Below are 18,916 nucleotides of genomic sequence, written 5' to 3' on the forward strand. Positions count from 1 at the left end.
CCCGAGCCGCTGCCGCCCGGCGAGACCGGCCTCCTCGCCGTCCACCGCTTGGAGCCCGGCCTGATGCTCGGCTACTGGAACCGCCCCGACGAGGAGGCGCAGGTGATGCGCGGCGACTGGTTCGCCGGGGGCGACCTCGCCCGCCTCGATGCGGAGGGCTACCTCTGGTTCGAGGGCCGCAACGACGACCTGATGAATGCGATGGGCTACCGCGTCTCGCCCAACGAGGTCGAGGGCGCGCTGATCGCCCATCCGAGCGTCGCCGAGGCCGGTGTCGCCGAGTTGCCGGTGCGGGCCGACGTGTCGGTGATCTGCGGCTTCGTTGTGCTGCAGCCGGGCGCGGAGCCGGATGCCGACGCGCTGATCGCGTGGTGCGCCGAGCGGCTGGCCGCCTACAAGCGCCCGCGCGAGATCCGCTTCCTCGACGCCCTCCCCCGCACCGCCAACGGCAAGGTGCAGCGCAAGCGGCTCGCCGCCGCGGCCGGAGCTTGAGGCGCGTGACCGCGAACCCGCCGAACGCCACGATCGCCCTGCCGATCTCCGTCTTCATCATCGCCCGCAACGAGGCGGACCGCATCGGCGCGACGATCCGCGCGGTGCGAGACCTCACCGACGACCTCGTCGTAGTCGATTCCGGCTCGACCGACGGGACTCAGGCGCTGGCCGCCTCGCTCGGCGCCCGGGTGATCCACAACGACTGGCCGGGCTACGGCCCGCAGAAGCGCTTCGCCGAGGACCGGTGCCGCCACGACTGGCTCCTGAACCTCGACGCCGACGAGGTGGTGCCCCCCGACCTCGCGAGTGACATCCGCGCCCTGTTCGCCGAGGGCGAGCCCGGCAAGGCCGCCTGGCGCATCGCCATCGCCGAGGTCTTCCCCGGCGAGAGCCGCCCCCACCGCTGGGCCTACGCGCTGACGCCGGTGCGGCTCTACCGGAAAGACCGCGGGCGCTATTCGCCCTCCCCCGTCCACGACCGCGTGGCGCTCGAGCCCGGCGTCGAGCCCGGGCGGCTGAAGGGGGTGATCCACCATTTCTCGGTGCGCTCGCTCGGCGACCAGCTCGACAAGCTCAACCGCTATTCCGACCAGCAGGCCGACGACCTCGAGGCGCGCGGCGTCGCGATCCCGACCTGGCGAGTGTTCGTCGAGCTGCCCGGCAACTTCCTGAAGGCGTATCTCGGCCGCCGCCACTGCATGCGCGGCGTCTACGGCTTCCTCACCGCGATGAACTACGCGATCTCGCGCCACCTGCGCATCGCGAAACACTACGAGCGCCGAAGGGCCTCCGCGGCCTCCCCGCCCCGAGATTCGCTTGACCGCCCCGGTCCGACCTCTTAGAGCCGACGACGCTGGAGACGTGGCCGAGCGGCTGAAGGCACTCGTTTGCTAAATGAGCATACCCAGAAATGGGTATCGAGGGTTCGAATCCCTCCGTCTCCGCCATCTACGACTGCCCATCATAACTCTTTGATTTGACTGGGCTTTCGGCTGGCTAAAAAATCCATTTGTCCCCGATTTGTCCCCGAAGGAGTTGCCTGTGGAAAGCCTGGGCGCATACGTCCGTTCCTGACTGCTCGCTTTGCCCATTGGCGGCCAATGACCGGGGTTCGAAGCAAAGATTTTCGCTCACCAAGCCCCATTGTCAGCCATGACCCAGCCGTCGCGACGCCTAGTCCTGGTCCGGCATGGCCAGAGCCAAGCCAACGCGGACGGCCTTTTCACGGGTAGGCTCGATCCTGCCCTAACCGAACAGGGCCGGCGGGAAGCGTGCGCGGTCGGGACGATCCTGAGAGATGAAGGGCATCGCTTCGAGGCAGCCTTCACGTCGACCATGACGCGGGCCGTCACGACCTCGGCGCTGGCACTCGGTGTCCTTGGACAGGCGGAACTCGTCCCCCATCAGGACGCAGCGCTGGACGAGCGCGATTACGGCGACCTCGGTGGCCTCGACAAGGTGACCGCCTACCGACGTTTCGGGGCTGAACGGGTCGAGAACTGGCGTCGGTCGTACGAGGGGCGGCCGCCGAACGGCGAAAGCCTCAGGGACACCGTCGCACGGATCGTACCGTTCCACCTGAGGCACATTCAGCCGGCGGCGATGCGCGGTCCGACGCTGGTCGTCGGCCACGGCAACGCGCTGCGGGCCCTGGTGATGGCAATCGAAGGCCTTAGCGCGGGCGATGTCGAGTCCCTTGAACTCGCGACGGGGGCGATACGGATCTACGGGTTCGCCCAGGACACCACCATTGTATCGCGAAGGCTCATCGGGTGATGACGCTCAGTGCCCCGCGGATTGGTCGCGGGGTTTGGCGGCGGACGAAGGCGATCGAACCGTACGAACATCCGGTCGATGATTGCACGCCCAGATCACAGAATGTAATCATTCCAAGGTAAGGAATGTGTCGCACTGCTAGCGACGCCAGCCCTCTGGAAGCGATGCCGAGAAAGAAACCGCAACCCATCCTGCAACTCAGGCGCTACGCTGGCTCCCGGCTGTATGATCCTGACAGCAAGACCTACATCTCCGCCGAGGACCTGCAACGGTTCAGGATGGAGGGTCATCGCATTTCCGTTCGTGACGTCGAGACCGGACAGGACGTCACTGAAGCTTGCATCAACTATCGTATCCACTGACGCAGCATCGCTTCGATGTTCCATGCATGTGGGCCCGGCCGACGGAAGGAGCGCTTAGACGGCGTTTCCGACGAGATGTCCGATACCCGCGGTCGCAGCCATCGCTAGGGCGCCCCAGAACGCTACCCGGGCTGTCGGTCGCAGGATCTCGGCACCACCGGCCTTTGCCCCGAGGGCTCCGAGCATGGCCAGGAAGACCAAGGACGCCCCCGAAACGAGGTACACCACCAGGTTGGCCGGCGAGACTGCCGCCACCGCCAGGGGCAGCGCCGCTCCGGACGAGAAGGTCGCCGCGGATGTCAGCGCTGCCTGAACCGGACGCGCGGTCGTGAACTCGGAGATCCCGAGCTCGTCCCGCGCGTGGGCGCCCAGCACATCCTTCGCCATGAGTTGCTGGGCCACCTTGAGGGCCAGGTCCCGGTCGAGGCCACGGGTGACATAGATGGCAGCGAGTTCGTCGCGCTCGGCTTCGGGATCCTGTTCGAGTTCGCGGATCTCCCGGGCCAGGTCGGCCCGTTCGGTGTCCGATTGGGAGCTGACCGAGACGTATTCGCCCGCCGCCATCGACATCGCGCCGGCCACGAGGCCCGCGCAGCCCGCCACCAGGATCTCCCCGGTGGACGCGGTGGACGCGGCGACGCCCACGATCAGGCTGGCCGTCGAGACGAGCCCATCGTTGGCGCCGAGCACTGCCGCCCGTAGCCATCCGATGCGGTCGATAAGGTGGTTTTCTGCGTGGGATGCGCGCACTGCGTTCAACGTCTTTCCGAGGTGAGCCGTGCGGCACGGCTCGGAAGGATGCGCCGCAGAATGTTGTCGTGCCAAAGGTAGTGGTGGACCAGCGCGGCAGCGGCATGGAACAGCGCCAGCGCCATCAGGATGTTGGCGGCGACCCCGTGCCAGTGGGTCAACGGCCGGCGCCATTCCGGGTCGCCGATGGCCGGTAACGCCAGCGGCCCAGCGATGGTGACGCCGCGCACGAGGGCGTTCGCGATGCCGAGCCCTGCGATCACGAAGAGCAGCGCGTACAGGGCGGCATGGGTCGTCTTGGCCAAGATGTGCAGGGCGCCCGGATCCTCTACGGGAAGCCGGCGGCCGCCGAACCATCTCCAGAGCGGCAACGCGACGATGACGGCGGTGAGGACGAAGCCCAGGTCGAAGTGAGCCGACCAGATCCCGGAGCGCACGGCCCCCTTTGGCAGGATGTCTTCGAGGAAGGTGCCGATCAGCCAAAGGACCAACACGAGGCCGGCGGTCAGCCAGTGCAGGGCGATGGTGCCCCGGTCGTAGGCCGACGCGCCTGGATTTCCGGCGACGGTGGCGCGTCTCGTGCTCGAACTCATCGCTGCATGTCCGCTACGGCCGTTGAGGCATGGGATGGGACGACATGGCTCGATGCCAAAGCCGCTTCGGACGACCGGCGCGGCAGGAGGCGACGCCCCTTGGCGCTGAGAGACCAAAGGCCCGGAGCGTTGCCACGGCGCGGTCCCGGCTTGATGAACCCGCGTTCGAGCAGGGAGCGCACCGTGCGCATCTCCCACGGTCCGGGGAAACGAAGCGACCCTTCACGCTCCAGGCGACGCAGCATGGTCTGCTGCACCGGAGTGAGGGAACGCCAGATCCGTGATGCGTCGAGGCAACCCATAATCAGATTAGAGCTATTCCAATCTTTAGAGAAAGCGCAAGCGGTCGATGGCCCTGTCCGGAAACGGGCAGGGCCATCGCCACGCCTCAGGGCTTGGTCGAACTACCGCTCGCGTTCGGCGCTTGTTGACCCTGCAGGTCGACCGGCTTGTTGTCGTTGAGGTCCCAGCCCGTATTCGGGTCGGTCTTGGTGCGCTGGAGTTGGGCGCGCATCTGCCACTGGTACTTGGCAACGCCGTGCTCGACCTCTTGCAGGAGGTTGGAGGTGGTCGGGTCGACCTGTTCCGTCGCCTTGATGGCCGCGTTCACCTCCTCACCGACCCGCTTGTAGGCGTTGGTGAACCAGACCAGGATCTGGGCGTCGTCGAGGAAGCCACCGGGGATCTCGGGAACGCCGGAGGTCTTCACGATGGTGTTGGCGCGCCCGTCGGCCGAGGCCCCCACTGCGAGCAGGCGCTCGGCGATGGTGTCGGCGTACTTGGACAGGCCCTCGTAGTGCTCCTGTAGGAGCAGGTGCAGCGGGTAGTACAAGGTGCCGGAGGCGTTCCAGTGCGCCTGCTTAGTCTGGAGCTGGAGCTGTTGCAGCTCGGTCAGGGTCTGCTGGAGGGCGGCGACGTCCTTCTTGATCGCGTCCGCGTCGCCGTCGAGACCGATGACCGGAAGCGTCGTCATCTCGTTGGTCGGGAAGGCGCCGACCGGCTGCAGGCTGGTGGTCTTGGTCTGCGAGGAACCGCGGACGTCGTCGGTGCTCTTGGCGGTCGGCTGGTCGGCCTAGGCGAGGTCGATCCGTGAGAGGACCTTCATCGCGCTCGGGGCCGTCGGCGTTCCGTTGGCGAGGACGGGAAGCGGCAAGGGGGCGCCGAGGAGGAGCATGGCCGAGAGGAAACGGGCGTTCTTCATGAGGTGCCGATTTGACCTTGGAGGCGGCAAAGCCCGGGGCGGGCGATGTGTACATCAAGAACGAGCGCAGTTTAGAAGCGTTCGAAAATGACACCGAATTTAAGGTCGGGTTGGTCATGGCCTGAAATGCGATGGACGTGGCATCCGTCCTGGAAGCCGCGGCCTTCGCTCATGATGCGATACCTTTGGGGCCGGGCTCGATTAGAGACGGCTTTCGAAGGCAGGCTGGTCGATCATCCCATGACCGACGCATGGCACTCTGATGTCGGGCATGCCATCTCGAAGCGACATCCACCGCGAGAACCGTCGCCAACGGAGAGAGGAAATCCGTGCAGCTTGGCGATGGCCGCGACGAGGCCGAGGCCGAGCCCGTTGCCCTCTGTCTGCCTGGCACGTTCCGCACGATAGAAGCGCTTGAAGACGTGGTCGCGTTCGCCTGCGGCGATGCCCGGACCGGTGTCCTCTACGGACACCACAGCGACGCCGTCGCGCCAGGCGAGACCGATACCGACGCGCCCCCCGGTCGGGGTGAACTTGATCGCGTTATCGAGGAGGTTCGAGATTGCTTCGAAGATGAGGCTGCGGTCGCCCCGGACCGCAGACGCTCCCTCCTCGATGCCGATGCCGAGGGCGATGCCCTTCTCGTCGGCCAAGGGTTCGAACAACTCCGCGGCCTCGCTCACCACGAGCTTTAGGTCGACCGGGCCGAAGGCGGCGCAGCGCCGTCCGTGCTCGATCTCGCCGATGCGCAGGACCGCCGTGACCATCTCCAACGTCTGGTCGATCCAGATCAGCCCTTGGTCCACCGCCTGCCGCAGGTCCTCGACGTCGCGGGCTTGATCCCGGCCTCGCTCAAGACGCAGCCTCAAGCGCGTGAGCGGCGTCCGGAGATCGTGGGCGACGGCGTCGCCAACCCCGCGCACCTCCTCCATGAGGCGCTCGATCTCGTCGAGCATTACGTTGACGTCCCGTGCCAGACGGTCGAACTCGTCCCCGGCATCGCCGACCGGCAGGCGCTGGCGCAGGTCACCCCGCATCACCCGCGCGACCGCCGCCTCCGTGGATGCCAAGCGTCGCCGGGCGCGTCCGGCGAGCAGGACGCCTCCGAGGATGGAGAAGGCCAGGGTCGGGACGAGGGCGAGGCCAAGCGCCCGGATCACCGTGGCCTTGGCGCGGTCGATCTCGTCGGTATCGTGGGCCACGACCACCACGGTCCCGTCCTCAAGGGACCGGGCGGCCGACCAGAGCTCCTCGTGCAGGCGCCGTCCCGCGATGGCCACCTGCGTGCCGATCCGGTGGACCTCGCCGTCGAGGGGCAGTTCCGGTGGGCGGGCGTCGAGGTTGCCGGTAAGCTTGCGGCCATCCGCACCGAACAGGCCGGCAAAGTGGACGCTGTGCAGGTCCTCGCTGACCCACGTCTCGATGCGAGTGGCTGCCTTGGCCGTATCCCCGGCGGCGTACCGGGCCTCGTGGCGTAGGACCTCGGCGAGCTCGTCCTGCATGAACGCCGCGGTCTGCCAGTACACGAAGGCGAAGAGCAGCAGCGAGAGGAGCGTCGACCACAGGGCGATGCCCAGGGCCCACCGGAACGCGAAGGAACGGACGAGCCTAGACATCGGGGGTCAGGGTGAAGCCCTCTCCCCGGACGTTCTGGATCAGCATCGGCTCGCCTTCGGCCTCAAGCTTCCTGCGCAGGCGTCCGACATGAACGTCGATGAGGTTGGATTTAGGCGCGAAGCGATAGTTCCAGACTTCCTCGAACATCATCGCCCGGGTCACGACCTGCCCTGGCCGCCGCATGAGGTATTCGAGCAGCTTGAGCTCGCGCGGCAGCAAGTCGAGATCGCGCACGCCCCTGCGACCGGTGCTGGCGATGAGGTCGAGCTCCAAGGTCCCGACCCTGAGGACCGTCTCGCGGGAGTCCGTCGGCCGCCGCAGCAAGGCCTCGATCCGGGCCGCGAGTTCGGCGAGGACGAAGGGCTTGCCGAGGTAGTCGTCCCCCCCGGCGCGCAGGCCGCGGATGCGCTCATCGACGTCGCCGAGCGCGCTCAGGACGAGTGCGGGCGTCCGGTCTCCGGCGGCGCGCAGGTCACGCAACAGGGTGAGCCCGTCCAGGCCGGGAAGCATCCGGTCTAGGAGGATGGCGTTCCAGATCCCCGAACGGGCCGCATCCGCGCCTGCGGGCCCGGTAGCAGCCCATGCAACCTCATGCCCACGCCCCTGCAGGTCGGCGAGGATCTCCTCGGCCGTCGCGGCGTCGTCTTCGATCAGCAGCAGCTTCGCCAACCCGGTCCACTCCCGGGCTCACGCCCCTGTCCCGTTGCATGATGTGGTTCGGAGCCGGCCTCGGGACCACGAGTGTGAACGCGAATTTAATGGCGGGTGCGGTCGCACGCCCTATGTCTTAGAATAGCTCTAATCTGGTTTGGACCGATATCTTGCTGAGGGAGGCGGAGACCGACATGCCCGGGACCGGCGATGCCGAGATCGTCGACCGTGGCGGGGTACGCGCATCGGTGAATGCCGCTGCATCGGGCACGACGGAAACACCCATCGGCTCCGAGGCACCCGGTCCCGCATCCACGAGGATCGGGTTCCGTTCGCGGTGGGTCTTGGTCGTTTGTCTGGCCGCGCTCGGGTTGGCCGGGTGGTGGTATCGCGACGCTGTCCGGCCTTATGTCGAACCGCTTCTCCAGACGGTCGGGTTGGCGCCGGCGGCGCCAGATACTCCGACGACGACCCCTGCCGCCTCAGAGCAGCCGACCGATGACAACGTCGTCCGGCTCGATGCCGACGGCCAGGGCCGCCTCGGACTGGCCTTCGGGCAATCCGAGACCCGCCGGATCATCCTACCCGTACGAACCCCCGGCATGGTCGCCTTCGACGAGCGTCGGGTCACCCGCCTGAAGCCCCGCACCTCGGGTCGGGTTCTCAGCCTCTCGGTGCAGCCCGGCGACCGGGTGAAGGCCGGCCAGACGCTGGCCACCCTCGATGCCTCCGGCGTTCTCGATGCGCGCAACGGCCTCGCCGCGGCGCAGGCCAGCCTCGGCGAGGCGCAGGCGACGGAGAAGGTCGCCGAGATCAATCTCAAACGCGGCAGCGACCTTGTCCGGATCGGCGGCGTCGCCCAGGCCGAGGTCGACCGGCGCCAGGTAGAACTCGCCAAGGCGCATGCCGCGACCCTGTCCGCCAAGTCGCAGGTCGACCTCTACCGCGCGCAATACGAGCGTCTCGCCCCCGCGCCCGGACAGGACCCCGGCACCAGCGCCATCGTCTCGCCCATCGACGGCGTGGTCACGGCAGCCGGGATCACCCTGGGCGAGGTGGTCGACACCAACCGCGACGCCTTCACGGTGGCGGACCCCTCGCAGATCCAGGTCCTGGCCAACCTCTACGGCCACGACATCGCCACTGTGAAGGCCGGCGACCGGGCGACCATCGAGGCCCCGGTAACGGCCCATCCCCGCTTCGAGGGACGGGTACGCTCGGTCAACGCGGCCATCGACCCGACGACCAATACTGCCCCCGCCCGCATCGAGATCGCGAACCCGGACGGGACGTTGCGCGCCAACATGTTCGTCTCCGTCGAGATCGCCGCCGACCTCGGGCGCGAGGGCGTCACGGTTCCGGCCGCGGCGATCCAGCAGACCGAGGGCGGTCCCATCGCCTTCGTGCGGACCGGCGACGACCGCTTCGAGAAGCGGGACCTCAAGCTCGGTATCCAGCGCGCCGACTGGGTCGAGGTGACGTCCGGCGTGGCGGCGGGTGAGACGGTGGCGACGCAGGGAAGCTTCGGCCTCAAGGCCATCCTGATGCGCGCGCTCCTCGGCTCGACGGACTAAGGCCGCCATGAACGCTTGGTTCGCCCTCCTCATCCGCCGCCGCTGGCTCGTCGTGATCCTGGCGCTCGCCGGGGCGGTCGGCGGCATCGTCAACCTCGAAGGCCTGTCCATCGACGCGGTCCCGGATGTGTCGCCCAAGCAGGTGATGGTCCTCACCCTGTCGCCGGGCCTCGGCCCGCTTGAGGTCGAACGCCTCGTGAGCTTCCCCGTCGAGAACGCGATGGCCGGGGCGCCGGGCCTGTCGGGCATCCGCTCGACCTCGCGCTACGGCGTCTCCGCGGTCTACGTCACCTTCGACGACGCCATGTCGATCACCGAGGCGCGCTCGCAGGTGTTCCAGCGTCTGCCATTGGCCAAGACCATGATGCCGGCCGGCGTCGGCGATCCCGAGATGGGGCCGATGGCGACGGGCTTAGGCGAGATCTACCAGTTCGAGGTGCGGGGGCCGGGCTACTCGCCGATGGCGCTGAAGCGCATCCTGCAATGGACCATCGCGCCGAAGCTCAAGCTGACCCCCGGCATCGCCGACGTGAACGTCTACGGCGGACAGATGCCGACCTACGAGGTCCGCATCGCCGCCGAGAGCCTGCACCGCTACGGCGTGACCATGGCTCAGGTCTACACGGCGCTTGGCGAGAACAACGCCGCACGTGGCGGCGCCTACATCGAGCACAACGACCAGCAGGAGGTCATCCGCGGCCTGGGGCTCGCCAAGGATACGAAGGACCTTGCCAACATCGTCGTGACCACCGGCCCCGGCGGCGTGCCGGTGACGGTCGCGACCCTGGGCGAGGTGGTGGAAGCCCCGAAGGTGCGTCTCGGTGCCGTGACGCACGATGCGGCGGGCGAGACCGTCGTCGGCATCGCCATGATGCAGCAGGGCGAGAATGCCAGCGCCGTGGTCGTGGCCGTGAAGCAGACGATCGAGGCCCTGCGCCCGCAGTTGCCGCCGGGCGTCGAGATCGTGCCGTACTACGACCGCAGCACCCTGGTGGCGCGGACCATCCGCACGGTGGAGCACAACCTCATGGAGGGGGCGGTGCTCGTCATCGTCGTCCTGCTCCTGCTGCTCGGCAACCTGCGGGCCGGCCTGGTCGTGGCGGCCGCCATCCCCCTGTCCATGCTGATGGCGTTCGCCGGGATGCGGCTGTTCGGGCTGTCGGGCAACCTCATGAGCCTCGGCGCCATCGATTTTGGCCTCATCGTCGACGGCGCCGTGGTGATGATCGAGAACGTCCTGCGCGCCCGAGGGGAGCACCCAGAGCGTCCGGCCGAGGAGGTCATCCGCAAGGCGACCGTCGAGGTGGCGCGCCCGATCCTGTTCGCGGTGGCCATCATCATAATGGTCTACCTGCCCATCCTCGCCCTCGAAGGGGTGGCGGGCAAGATGTTCAGGCCGATGGCGCTCACCGTGATCCTGGCGCTCGCCGGCTCGCTGGTCCTGACGATGACGCTGATGCCGGCGCTCGCCGCCATCGTGCTGGCAGGCCCTGGCATCGGCGAACGCGAGACCCGCCTCGTCCATTGGGCGCGAAGCGCCTACACGCCGGTCCTTCGGCTCGCCGAGCGCCGCACCAGCCTCACCGTCCTCGTGACGCTCGGCCTTTTTGCCGGAAGCTGTTGGCTCGCGACGCGCCTGGGGGGCGAGTTCCTGCCCAAGCTCTCGGAAGGCTCCATCGTCATCACGTCGGAGAAGCTGCCCGGCATCAACCTCGACGCCTCGCTCAAGGTCATGCACCGGATCGAGCGGACCCTGAAAAGCTTCCCAGAGGTGAAGCGGGTCGTCTCGCTGACCGGCAGCGCCGAGATCCCCACCGACCCGATGGGCGTAGAGTCCACCGATAGCTTCATCACCCTGGCCGACCCGTCGACCTGGACGACGGCGACCACCCAGGAGGGGCTCGTCGCCGCCCTCGACAAGCGCCTCCAGGCGGAGGTGCCGGGGGTGTCCTACGCGTTCTCGCAGCCGATCCAGATGCGCATGGACGACCTGCTGGAGGGCGTGCGCGGCGACGTGGCGATCAGCCTGTACGGCGACGACCTGAAGGTGCTGAAGGACAAGGCGGACGCCATCGTGCGCGCGGTCTCAGGCGTCTCGGGCGCGGCCGACGTGAAGGCCGAAGCCCAGGCCGGCATGCCGGCGCTCTCAATCCAGGTCGACCGGGCCGCGGCCGCCCGCTACGGCGTCAACGTCAGCGACGTCCTCGACGTGGTGGAGAGCATCGGCGGGCGCACCGCCGGCATGATCTACGGCGACGACAACTCCATCACCGACATCGTGGTCCGCCTGAAGTCCGCCGACCGTAGCGACATCGCCCGCATTCGCGACCTGCCCGTGGGGCGCAGTGGAAAGGCGCTGGTACCGCTCTCGCTGGTCGCCTCGGTCGACGTGGCGACGGGACCGGCCCAGATCAGTCGAGAGAAGCTCCAGCGCCGGATCTCGGTCCAGGCCAACGTTCGCGGCCGCGACGTCCAGAGCTTCGTGAGGGACGCGCAAGCCGCGGTCCAGGCGCAGGTTCCCCTTCCGCCGCGGTACTCGCTGCAGTGGAGCGGGCAGTTCCAGAACTTGCAGGAGGCCACGAGCCGGCTCTCCGTCGTGGTGCCAGCCGCCATGGCCGCGATCCTCGTGCTCCTCGTGGTGATGTTCGGGGACATCCGGCTTGCGGGCCTGATCTTTCTGAACGTGCCCATCGCCGCGACCGGCGGCATCGTCGCCCTGTACCTGCGGGGGCTGCCGTTCTCGATCTCGGCGGCGATCGGATTCATCGCCACCTTCGGCATCGCCATCCTCAACGGCGTCGTGCTGACGAGCTACATCCGCGACCTCGAACGTGTCGGCCTCGACCCGCGCGAGGCAGCCTTTCGAGCCGCAGAGATGCGACTGCGGCCTGTCCTGATGACGGCTCTGGTCGCGGCACTGGGGTTCCTGCCGATGGCGCTTTCGACCAGCGCCGGCGCCGAGGTGCAGCGTCCCCTGGCCACGGTGGTGATCGGTGGCCTCGTCACCGCGACGCTCCTCACCCTCGTCGTGTTGCCGGCCGTTTATCCGTACCTGGCGCATATCCGGCTTCCGTGGCGACCTCGCGGTGATATCGAGCCGGAATTGGAGGCGCATGGCGGTCGCCGGGCGGGCGCCGATGGCTAGGGGCCTTCGGGTCGCGCCGGCGACGGCCCTCGCTACCGTGATGTTGCTGTTACCGGGCCTGCGATCCGCGACCGCCGCCGACGTCGATTGCGTCGGCTTCCTCAGGATGCACGGCCTGCTGCGCAGGGCTTCGACGGCTTGTGGCTTCACCGAATACAACCCGGCCATCGTGGATCGGGCCCGCATCTGCTTCGACGCCCTCGGCAGCCGCCGCGGCACCGAGGAGGTTCAATCGGGGGTAACGGAGTTCGAACGACTACGGTCCACGCGCCACCACGATGCGGTCTGCGCGATGCTGGCCGCCAAGTTTTCCATGGTCGTCCGGCCGTAAGGCCCCCCATCGTTCGGGCAGATGGGCAACGGCCACCCCAAGCTCGGCATGCAGGCGCTCACGAAGCCCTTATCGATGGCGTCCCCGGCCGCCTGCATCGAAGAGCCGACCGCCCCGCCGCCGTGATGACCATTAGCGGAAAGTGGTGCGTATGCCGACGGATGATGACGGCGGCCTCGACAGGGCCGAACGGACGCGAGGGATGCTGAAGCGCATCGCGGATTTGCTCGGCTGCGATCCATCGGCGCTAGCCGATGGCGGCCCGCAAGGCCGCGGCCACGAAACGGTCGGGGCGCGGGAACTGGTTCTCGCTTGGCTCGACATCGAAGACCCGGATGACCGACGACGCGTCGTTGACCTTGCACGTGCGCTCTCGCGGTCGAGTACAAAACCCGGGCCTGATGCCCATTGAAAGGAATGGCGCGCCGGCACCTTCGCCCGCCCATCGGGCAAGAGGAGCTTAAGGTGAGAACTTGGATGACTCCCAAGTCCTAGATCACGGCTCAGCGCCGCGCCGCGCCCATCGGATGGCTACCCGGCACCAAGCGCGGGCAGCCAGAGCGCCAGCGCCGCCAGGCTGACCAGGAGCACCGGCGGGGTGATGACCAAGCCGACGCGCATGTACTGGCCCCAGGTGATGCGCTGGCCCTTGGTGTCGAGGACGTGCAGCCAGAGCAGGGTCGCCAGACTCCCGATGGGCGTAAACTTCGGGCCGAGGTCGCAGCCGATGACGTTGGCGTAGACCATCAGCTCGCGCATCAGGGGCGACAGGTCCGGGGCCTGCTGGATCGAAAGCGCGCCCACCAGCACGCTGGGCATGTTGTTCATGATCGACGACAGGATCGCGGCGGCGACCCCCGTGCCGATGGTGGCTACGAACGGTCCGTGACCCGAGAGCGAGGTCAGCCCCTGAGCCAGGTAATCGGTCAGGCCGGCGTTCTTCAGCCCGTAGACGACGAGGTACATGCCGAGGCTGAACAGGACGATCTGCCAGGGAGCTCCGGCGAGCACCTTGCGGATCGGGATGACCCGGCTGCGATTGGCCAACGCCAGCAGCACGAGGGCGCCGGCGCAGGTCACCACCGAGACCGGCACGCCGAACGGCGCGGTTACGAAGTAGGCCACGAGCAGCAGGGCCAGGAGCGGGAAGGCCGCCTTGAACACCAGCGGGTCCTTGATCGCGTGCCGCGGCGCTTCGAGCTCGGCCACCGGGTACGTGGCCGGCAGGTCGCGCCGGTAGAACAGCCACAGCACGACCAGGGTCGCGGCGAGAGACACGAGGTTCACCGGCACCATCACGGCGGCGTAGCGGCTGAAGGTGATGTCGAAGAAGTTCGCCGAGACGATGTTGACGAGGTTCGAGATCACCAGGGGCAGGCTGGTGGAGTCGGCGACGAACCCGCAGGCGACGATGAAGGCCAGGGCCGCTGCGGGCTTGAAGTCGAGGCGCAGCAGGATGGCCAGAACGATGGGGGTGAGCAGCAGGGCCGCGCCGTCATTGGCGAACACCGCCGCGATGGCGGCCCCGAGCAGGATCACCAGCGGGAACAGCAGGCGCCCCCGCCCCCCGCCCCAGCGGGCGATGTGCAGGGCCGCCCAATGGAAGAAGCCCGCCTCGTCGAGCAAAAGCGAAATGATGATCAGGGCGACGAAGGTGAAGGTGGCGTCCCAGACAATGTGCCAGACCGCCGGGATGTCCCCGGGGTGGATGACCCCGGTGGCGAGCGCGACCGCGGCTCCGATCAGGGCGCTCCATCCGATCCCGAACCCCTTCGGCTGCCAGATGACGAAGACGAGGGTGACGACGAAGATGGCGAGCGCGAGCATCGGGACCGTTTCTTGTTCTTGATTACGTGTAGCGATCAGGCGGTGGCGACGCGGCGCCCGTGCTAGTCGACCACGCGCTCGCCGTCCTCCTTGACGAACTCGCCCTGCTGGGCCGGCAGGAGGTCGAGGACCGCCTCGGACGGTCGGCAGAGGGCGACGCCCTTCGGGCTCACAACCAGCGGGCGGTTCAACAGGATCGGTTGTGCCTCGATGGCATCGAGAAGCCGGTCGTCCGACAGGGACGTGTCGGCGAGGCCGAACTCGGCGTAGGGCGTCCCCTTCTCCCGCAGGAGATCTCGGACCGTGACGCCGGCGCGCTCGGCGAGTTGGCGGACCAGGATGCGGTTCGGCGGCGTCTTGAGGTACTCGATCACGTGCGGCTCGATGCCGGCGTTGCGGATTAGGGCCAGGGTGTTGCGGGACGTGCCGCAATCCGGGTTGTGGTAGATCACGACGTCCATCAGGCGGTTCCCTCGCAGCAGGCGGATAGGGCGACGATGGCCGGGCCGCAGACCTCGGGTCGGCCCTGGCAGCAGTCGCTCATCAGGAACTGGATGAGCTCCGACAGGTCCGGGTAGGCGGCGCTGTAGATGATCGACCGGCCCTCGCGCCGAGAGGTGACCAGGCCGGAATGGCTCAGCTCCTTCAGGTGGAACGACAGGTTGGTGCCGGACACCCCGACTGCCTCGGCGAGCATGCCTGCCGCCATCCCGTCAGGTCCGGCGGTGACGAGTTGGCGCACGATCCGCAGGCGGTGCTCCTGCCCGAGCGCCGCGAAGGCAGCGACGGCTTGCCGTTCGTCCATCATGATGTCAATATCTCAACCATCGTTGAAACGTAGAGGAATGAGACGTCTTGGACAAGCCCCGACAGCTCTTCGCCGATGGCATGCCGAACCTGAGCGAGGGGCACTTCGTCGTCCCGACGAGCGCCGACCTGGCGGTGGCCACGCCATTCACCCATGCCCCGCGTTTCCTGATCCTGTACGGGTCGCTCCGGGAGCGCTCGTTCAGCCGCTTCCTAGCCTACGAGGCCGCGCGCTTGCTGGAGGCGATGGGCGGCGAGGTGCGGATCTACGACGCGCGCGGCTTGCCGCTGCCCGACGACGCCACGGCCGATCACCCCAAGGTTCAGGAACTCCGGAACCTCTCGATCTGGTCGGAGGGCCACGTCTGGGTCAGCCCCGAGCGGCACGGTGCCATGACCGGGGTCATCAAGAGCCAGATCGACTGGCTCCCCCTGTCGGAAGGATCGGTGCGCCCGACGCAGGGCCGGACCCTGGCGGTGATGCAGGTCTCCGGCGGTTCGCAGTCGTTCAACGCGGTCAACGGCCTGCGCGTGCTCGGGCGCTGGATGCGGATGATCACCATCCCGAACCAGTCCTCGGTCCCGATGGCCTACAAGGAGTTCGACGAGGACGGCCGGATGAACCCTGGGCCGCTCTACGACCGAGTCGTCGACGTCTGCGAGGAACTGTTCCGGTTCACCCTCCTGACCCGGGAGCGGGCCGACTATCTCGTCAACCGCTACTCCGAGCGGAAGGAGCGCGAGCCCGAGCGGTTTAAGTCCGTGGCCGCCGACATCGGGTTCGTGAAGCGACCCGCGTGATCGCTCCGGACTGGGCCAGGACATCGCTGGCATGACGTCGGATCGACGGGCCCGGTATGGGTCTGGTGACGCGACCGATCCATTGCGCCCCGGGATGGGCATGCCGAGGCCTGGACGATCACGCCCCCGACATCGACGATGACTGAGGCGACCGCCCTCGGCACCAGGATGGCCCATACCGGAAGGTACCGTCCTACCTCCTCGACGGTGTCGCTGCCGTCATGATGCTTGTTTACTTCGCCTACTTCCTGTCGCTGGCCATCGCGGCCAGGTAGCCATCGCAGGTGCCGCGCCATCGGGTAATCGAGCCCTCCCTTGCGGGTTAGGACCCTTGCCGGTCGCCCCGACCTCATGAGCAGTCGTGCCGAAGCCGCTCATGCCCGCGAAACCGCGGGGAACGGCTTCAAATCGAGATCGTCATCGTGGTGCCCGGTGATCACGACCAAGCTGAAGAAGCCTGCCGCGGAACATGCGGATCAGGAAGAGGTCCTGCCGCCCTTCAGCCGCTGCAGCGTACGAGCGCTCTCCTGGTCGAACTGAGCCTCGGTGAGATCGCCCGCATCGACCCGTCGGGCTAGCTGCGTGCGATATTCCATCGCCGCCTCCTGTTCCTGGCTGAGGGGAACGGTGGAGCGCGCAGCCGCCCGGGTCCGCTCGGCCCACTCGGTGTAGGAGATGCGACGGGCATCCCGGTCGGCCTTAAGCCGTGTCAGGTCCTCCTGCATCGCGGCGGTAGGCAGAGACGTAGACGTCGTTCCCTGGCAGGCACCGAGACCCACGGAGATTAGCAGCAGCACGGCGGCGACTCTGTTCATTCGTAAAATCCTCTCGCCTCAGAGCAAGGAGAGGTTTTCGCGATGCGTCGATGCCATAACCGCCACACCTCGGCGCGTTGCCGAAACTTCCCACATGAGGGTGCCGGTCGATCCCGCCCAAGCGCAACGCCCTGACGGCCGGGTCAAGCGGCGACGTTCGCGTTGTCCAGGCCGCCGAGCCCGAGCGTCTCGGATAGATATGCCCGTGCCCGGCTGACCCGGCTCTTCACCGTTCCGACCGCGCATTGGAGCCGCTCGGCGGCCTCCTCGTAGGTGTAGCCTTCCGCGCCGACCAGCAGCAGCGCCGAACGTTGCGCCTCCGGGATACGGTCGAGCGTTTCACGAAGCCTTCGAAGGTTCACGACGCCTTCCTGATCGGGGAGCGCCGTAAGCTTGCTGGCGTGAACGCCATCGGCGTCCTCGACCTCGCGCTTCCGCTTGCGCATGTCGGTGTAGAACTGGTTGCGCAAGATCGTGAAAAGCCAAGCGTTCATGCTGGTGCCCTGCGTGAAACGCTCGCGGCTGCTCCAGGCCTTCACGAGCGTTTCCTGGACGAGGTCGTCCGCCCGGGTCGCCTCGCCACTGAGGGAGAAGGCAAATCCCCTCAGTGCCGGCACTGCCTGGATCAAATCACCGCGGAACCAGTCACCTCCACCGATCCCGGTCGATGCCACGGCCGCTTCCAGCCGCTGGACGAGGTGTGAGAGGCGCAGGGGGAGGCCGCCATCCGGAGAAGCCGCATAGTAAGCCTGCAACTCGCTACCCAAGTGGCGGCGCACGTGGGCTGGAATGTCGACATCGACAGGGACCGATGAGGAGTCGGGACCGAGGCTGGACATGCTCATGCGTCGTTCGGGCTCCGGGGGTGGATCTTCCTTAGAGTCGCTCAAAACTGAACCTCAGTGAAACGAAATCCGGGCTTATGGTTCATGATCCCATGGGTTCGGGGAGGCAGTCCTAGGTCAGTACCCGGCCAGCCCCGACAGTCACAGTCGATTTGGTGCGAACACTAAAACAGATCGGCAAGTAGCGTCTGCAAGGTCGAGGCCGCATCATAACCTCACGACACCTTTTGCCGGCGGCTAAACGTCTGCTTATGTCTCCCTGAATTTTGATCGATTAACCGAAACGGATCTTGCACACACAGCGAACGCAACCTTTAGTAGTTATTATCGTTGAGCTCGTCCATAGGTTGTGGCACCCCAACGGGGCGCTTCACGTCGCCAAGGAGTGGATCAAGTGAGCGGAACTCCCTGGTCAGTCATCTTAGATCCCGACCGCCTGAACGATCTTCGAAGCTTGAACATATTGGATACAACACCGGAGCAGGCGTACGACGACATCGCCGAGATTGCACGTATCATTTGCAATACACCAGTTGCCAACATTACCCTCGTGGCGGCTGATCGGCAATGGTTCAAGTCTCGGATCGGCAGCGAAGTCGACGAAACGCCGGTTGAGCTTTCAGTCTGCGCGTATGCGCTCGCTGAACCAGAAACGCTTGTGATCAATGACCTGACAAGCGATATACGGACCCGTGATAATGCACTCGTCACCGGCGATGCATCGCTCCGGTTCTATGCCGGAGTACCCTTAAGAATGGATGCAAGCTACGGGGTCGGAACCTTATGCGTCCTTGATACGAAACCGCACGCCAAAGGACTTACAAAAACACAAATCGCGGGGCTACAAGCCTTAGGACGACAAGCTACAATACTTCTTAACATCCGAAAATTCATTGCACGTCAGCATACTGACGTACAGGGCGCCACAAATGAGAATGAGATGCTCTTTGACGCGGCAGATAGCTTGATGGCTGCCCACATAATAGCGAAGGGTATCCAGGATGAAGTTCTCGAAAAACTACTTAGCAAAAGCCTGATGCATGTAGGTCGTCGCATCGCAAGCCGGCAAGAAGGCGAGAGCGCCTACCTGAACTGAAAAAATAACTTACCCATCACTAGGTTACTAGAAAACATAAACTTGTATTTGCCAATGCATCATGCTAGTTAAACCAGAGAGAGGGACATGAACGCGCCTCAATGCAAATCAGACCAATTATTACATTGCATATCTGAGGCGCTCAATACAGACAGAAATAGCTTGCAGACCAAAGTGGATAGAATGCAGTTTTTGAAGTACGCATCCGAAATATTGCATGATTTTCAAAG

At 66.4% G+C, this 18,916-nt stretch carries 21 protein-coding genes and 1 tRNA gene; 11 read left to right on the plus strand and 11 right to left on the minus strand.

Going from position 1 to position 18,916, the window contains the following annotated elements:
• The 5 genes from FV222_RS00610 to FV222_RS00630 all read left to right on the plus strand — a co-directional run.
• Positions 1-492 (plus strand): fatty acid--CoA ligase family protein (locus tag FV222_RS00610; RefSeq protein ID WP_147812613.1); only part of this gene is annotated, 492 nt, incomplete at its 5' end.
• Between the two features lie 5 nt (positions 493-497).
• Positions 498-1,337: a glycosyltransferase family 2 protein gene (locus tag FV222_RS00615; RefSeq protein ID WP_246685254.1), complete on the plus strand. Its 840-nt coding sequence runs from the start codon at positions 498-500 to the stop codon at positions 1,335-1,337.
• Positions 1,338-1,350: 13 nt separating this feature from the next.
• A tRNA-Ser gene (locus FV222_RS00620) sits at positions 1,351-1,442 on the plus strand.
• 205 nt (positions 1,443-1,647) lie between these two features.
• Entirely contained in the window at positions 1,648-2,271 is a 624-nt protein-coding gene (locus tag FV222_RS00625; RefSeq protein WP_147812614.1) for a 2,3-bisphosphoglycerate-dependent phosphoglycerate mutase, read from the plus strand.
• Between the two features lie 164 nt (positions 2,272-2,435).
• Positions 2,436-2,633, plus strand: a complete 198-nt coding sequence (locus FV222_RS00630; RefSeq protein WP_147812615.1) for a polyhydroxyalkanoate synthesis regulator DNA-binding domain-containing protein — start codon at positions 2,436-2,438, stop codon at positions 2,631-2,633.
• Between the two features lie 54 nt (positions 2,634-2,687).
• On the opposite strand, the gene FV222_RS00635 is transcribed toward FV222_RS00630, so the two are convergent.
• The 6 genes from FV222_RS00635 to FV222_RS00660 form a co-directional block, all read right to left on the minus strand.
• Positions 2,688-3,383 carry a VIT family protein gene (locus FV222_RS00635; RefSeq protein ID WP_147812635.1) on the minus strand — a complete coding sequence of 232 codons (696 nt, stop codon included), beginning with the start codon at positions 3,381-3,383 and terminating at the stop codon, positions 2,688-2,690.
• A gap of 5 nt (positions 3,384-3,388) precedes the next feature.
• Entirely contained in the window at positions 3,389-3,976 is a 588-nt protein-coding gene (locus FV222_RS00640; RefSeq protein ID WP_147812616.1) for a cytochrome b/b6 domain-containing protein, read from the minus strand.
• Positions 3,977-4,364: 388 nt separating this feature from the next.
• The gene (locus tag FV222_RS00650) at positions 4,365-4,949 is read right to left on the minus strand and encodes a DNA starvation/stationary phase protection protein (RefSeq protein ID WP_246685255.1); all 585 of its coding nucleotides are present in this window, start codon (positions 4,947-4,949) and stop codon (positions 4,365-4,367) included.
• Positions 4,950-5,048: 99 nt separating this feature from the next.
• The gene (locus tag FV222_RS31760) at positions 5,049-5,177 is read right to left on the minus strand and encodes a hypothetical protein (RefSeq protein WP_281406850.1); all 129 of its coding nucleotides are present in this window, start codon (positions 5,175-5,177) and stop codon (positions 5,049-5,051) included.
• Between the two features lie 233 nt (positions 5,178-5,410).
• Complete coding sequence (locus tag FV222_RS00655; protein WP_147749983.1) at positions 5,411-6,793, minus strand: ATP-binding protein; 1,383 nt, start codon at positions 6,791-6,793, stop codon at positions 5,411-5,413.
• Positions 6,786-7,463 (minus strand): response regulator transcription factor, encoded by a 678-nt coding sequence (locus FV222_RS00660; RefSeq protein ID WP_147749982.1) that lies wholly within the window; start codon positions 7,461-7,463, stop codon positions 6,786-6,788. Before FV222_RS00660 ends, FV222_RS00655 begins: the two co-directional genes overlap by 8 nt.
• A gap of 152 nt (positions 7,464-7,615) precedes the next feature.
• Between FV222_RS00660 and FV222_RS00665 the strand changes: the two genes are divergently transcribed.
• The 4 genes from FV222_RS00665 to FV222_RS00680 all read left to right on the plus strand — a co-directional run bounded on the left by FV222_RS00665 (position 7,616) and on the right by FV222_RS00680 (position 12,907).
• Positions 7,616-9,019, plus strand: coding sequence for an efflux RND transporter periplasmic adaptor subunit (locus FV222_RS00665; protein WP_246685256.1), 1,404 nt, complete (start codon positions 7,616-7,618; stop codon positions 9,017-9,019).
• A gap of 7 nt (positions 9,020-9,026) precedes the next feature.
• Entirely contained in the window at positions 9,027-12,164 is a 3,138-nt protein-coding gene (locus FV222_RS00670) for a CusA/CzcA family heavy metal efflux RND transporter (RefSeq protein ID WP_147812617.1), read from the plus strand.
• A gap of 40 nt (positions 12,165-12,204) precedes the next feature.
• Positions 12,205-12,495 carry a hypothetical protein gene (locus tag FV222_RS00675; RefSeq protein ID WP_246685257.1) on the plus strand — a complete coding sequence of 97 codons (291 nt, stop codon included), beginning with the start codon at positions 12,205-12,207 and terminating at the stop codon, positions 12,493-12,495.
• A 202-nt stretch (positions 12,496-12,697) separates the two neighbouring features.
• Complete coding sequence (locus tag FV222_RS00680; protein ID WP_147749980.1) at positions 12,698-12,907, plus strand: hypothetical protein; 210 nt, start codon at positions 12,698-12,700, stop codon at positions 12,905-12,907.
• Between the two features lie 119 nt (positions 12,908-13,026).
• On the opposite strand, the gene FV222_RS00685 is transcribed toward FV222_RS00680, so the two are convergent.
• The 3 genes from FV222_RS00685 to FV222_RS00695 all read right to left on the minus strand — a co-directional run bounded on the left by FV222_RS00685 (position 13,027) and on the right by FV222_RS00695 (position 15,130).
• The gene (locus tag FV222_RS00685) at positions 13,027-14,322 is read right to left on the minus strand and encodes an arsenic transporter (RefSeq protein WP_147749979.1); all 1,296 of its coding nucleotides are present in this window, start codon (positions 14,320-14,322) and stop codon (positions 13,027-13,029) included.
• Positions 14,323-14,384: 62 nt separating this feature from the next.
• The gene (gene arsC / locus FV222_RS00690) at positions 14,385-14,783 is read right to left on the minus strand and encodes an arsenate reductase (glutaredoxin) (RefSeq protein WP_147749978.1); all 399 of its coding nucleotides are present in this window, start codon (positions 14,781-14,783) and stop codon (positions 14,385-14,387) included.
• Complete coding sequence (locus FV222_RS00695; RefSeq protein WP_147749977.1) at positions 14,783-15,130, minus strand: metalloregulator ArsR/SmtB family transcription factor; 348 nt, start codon at positions 15,128-15,130, stop codon at positions 14,783-14,785. Before FV222_RS00695 ends, arsC begins: the two co-directional genes overlap by 1 nt.
• Positions 15,131-15,177: 47 nt before the next feature.
• On the opposite strand from FV222_RS00695, the gene arsH reads away from it, so the two are divergent.
• The gene (arsH, locus tag FV222_RS00700) at positions 15,178-15,930 is read left to right on the plus strand and encodes an arsenical resistance protein ArsH (protein WP_147812618.1); all 753 of its coding nucleotides are present in this window, start codon (positions 15,178-15,180) and stop codon (positions 15,928-15,930) included.
• Between the two features lie 476 nt (positions 15,931-16,406).
• Here the strand turns inward: arsH and FV222_RS00705 are convergent, their stop codons facing one another.
• Together FV222_RS00705 and FV222_RS00710 are read right to left on the minus strand one after the other, a co-directional pair.
• Complete coding sequence (locus FV222_RS00705) at positions 16,407-16,655, minus strand: hypothetical protein (protein WP_187277147.1); 249 nt, start codon at positions 16,653-16,655, stop codon at positions 16,407-16,409.
• 233 nt (positions 16,656-16,888) lie between these two features.
• On the minus strand, positions 16,889-17,590 hold the full coding sequence (locus FV222_RS00710) for a sigma-70 family RNA polymerase sigma factor (RefSeq protein WP_246685258.1): 702 nt from the start codon (positions 17,588-17,590) through the stop codon (positions 16,889-16,891).
• 394 nt (positions 17,591-17,984) lie between these two features.
• Between FV222_RS00710 and FV222_RS00715 the strand changes: the two genes are divergently transcribed.
• A complete protein-coding gene (locus FV222_RS00715; RefSeq protein ID WP_187277148.1) occupies positions 17,985-18,686 on the plus strand; it encodes a GAF domain-containing protein in 702 nt (233 codons plus the stop codon).
• Positions 18,687-18,916: the final 230 nt, after the last annotated feature.

The sequence above is a fragment of the Methylobacterium sp. WL103 genome, assembly GCF_008039885.1.
Lineage (GTDB): Bacteria > Pseudomonadota > Alphaproteobacteria > Rhizobiales > Beijerinckiaceae > Methylobacterium > Methylobacterium cerastii.

What these genes read in the sequence shown, in the direction of transcription:
- FV222_RS00625 (WP_147812614.1), top strand. Translation starts at nt 1,648, where the DNA reads ATGACCCAGCCGTCGCGACGCCTAGTCCTGGTCCGGCATGGCCAGAGC.
- FV222_RS00630 (WP_147812615.1), top strand. Translation starts at nt 2,436, where the DNA reads ATGCCGAGAAAGAAACCGCAACCCATCCTGCAACTCAGGCGCTACGCT.
- FV222_RS00640 (WP_147812616.1), bottom strand. Translation starts at nt 3,976, where the DNA reads ATGAGTTCGAGCACGAGACGCGCCACCGTCGCCGGAAATCCAGGCGCG.
- FV222_RS00650 (WP_246685255.1), bottom strand. Translation starts at nt 4,949, where the DNA reads ATGACGACGCTTCCGGTCATCGGTCTCGACGGCGACGCGGACGCGATC.
- FV222_RS31760 (WP_281406850.1), bottom strand. Translation starts at nt 5,177, where the DNA reads ATGAAGAACGCCCGTTTCCTCTCGGCCATGCTCCTCCTCGGCGCCCCC.
- FV222_RS00655 (WP_147749983.1), bottom strand. Translation starts at nt 6,793, where the DNA reads ATGTCTAGGCTCGTCCGTTCCTTCGCGTTCCGGTGGGCCCTGGGCATC.
- FV222_RS00670 (WP_147812617.1), top strand. Translation starts at nt 9,027, where the DNA reads ATGAACGCTTGGTTCGCCCTCCTCATCCGCCGCCGCTGGCTCGTCGTG.
- FV222_RS00675 (WP_246685257.1), top strand. Translation starts at nt 12,205, where the DNA reads ATGTTGCTGTTACCGGGCCTGCGATCCGCGACCGCCGCCGACGTCGAT.
- FV222_RS00680 (WP_147749980.1), top strand. Translation starts at nt 12,698, where the DNA reads ATGCTGAAGCGCATCGCGGATTTGCTCGGCTGCGATCCATCGGCGCTA.
- FV222_RS00685 (WP_147749979.1), bottom strand. Translation starts at nt 14,322, where the DNA reads ATGCTCGCGCTCGCCATCTTCGTCGTCACCCTCGTCTTCGTCATCTGG.
- arsC (WP_147749978.1), bottom strand. Translation starts at nt 14,783, where the DNA reads ATGGACGTCGTGATCTACCACAACCCGGATTGCGGCACGTCCCGCAAC.
- FV222_RS00695 (WP_147749977.1), bottom strand. Translation starts at nt 15,130, where the DNA reads ATGATGGACGAACGGCAAGCCGTCGCTGCCTTCGCGGCGCTCGGGCAG.
- FV222_RS00705 (WP_187277147.1), bottom strand. Translation starts at nt 16,655, where the DNA reads ATGCAGGAGGACCTGACACGGCTTAAGGCCGACCGGGATGCCCGTCGC.
- FV222_RS00710 (WP_246685258.1), bottom strand. Translation starts at nt 17,590, where the DNA reads ATGAGCATGTCCAGCCTCGGTCCCGACTCCTCATCGGTCCCTGTCGAT.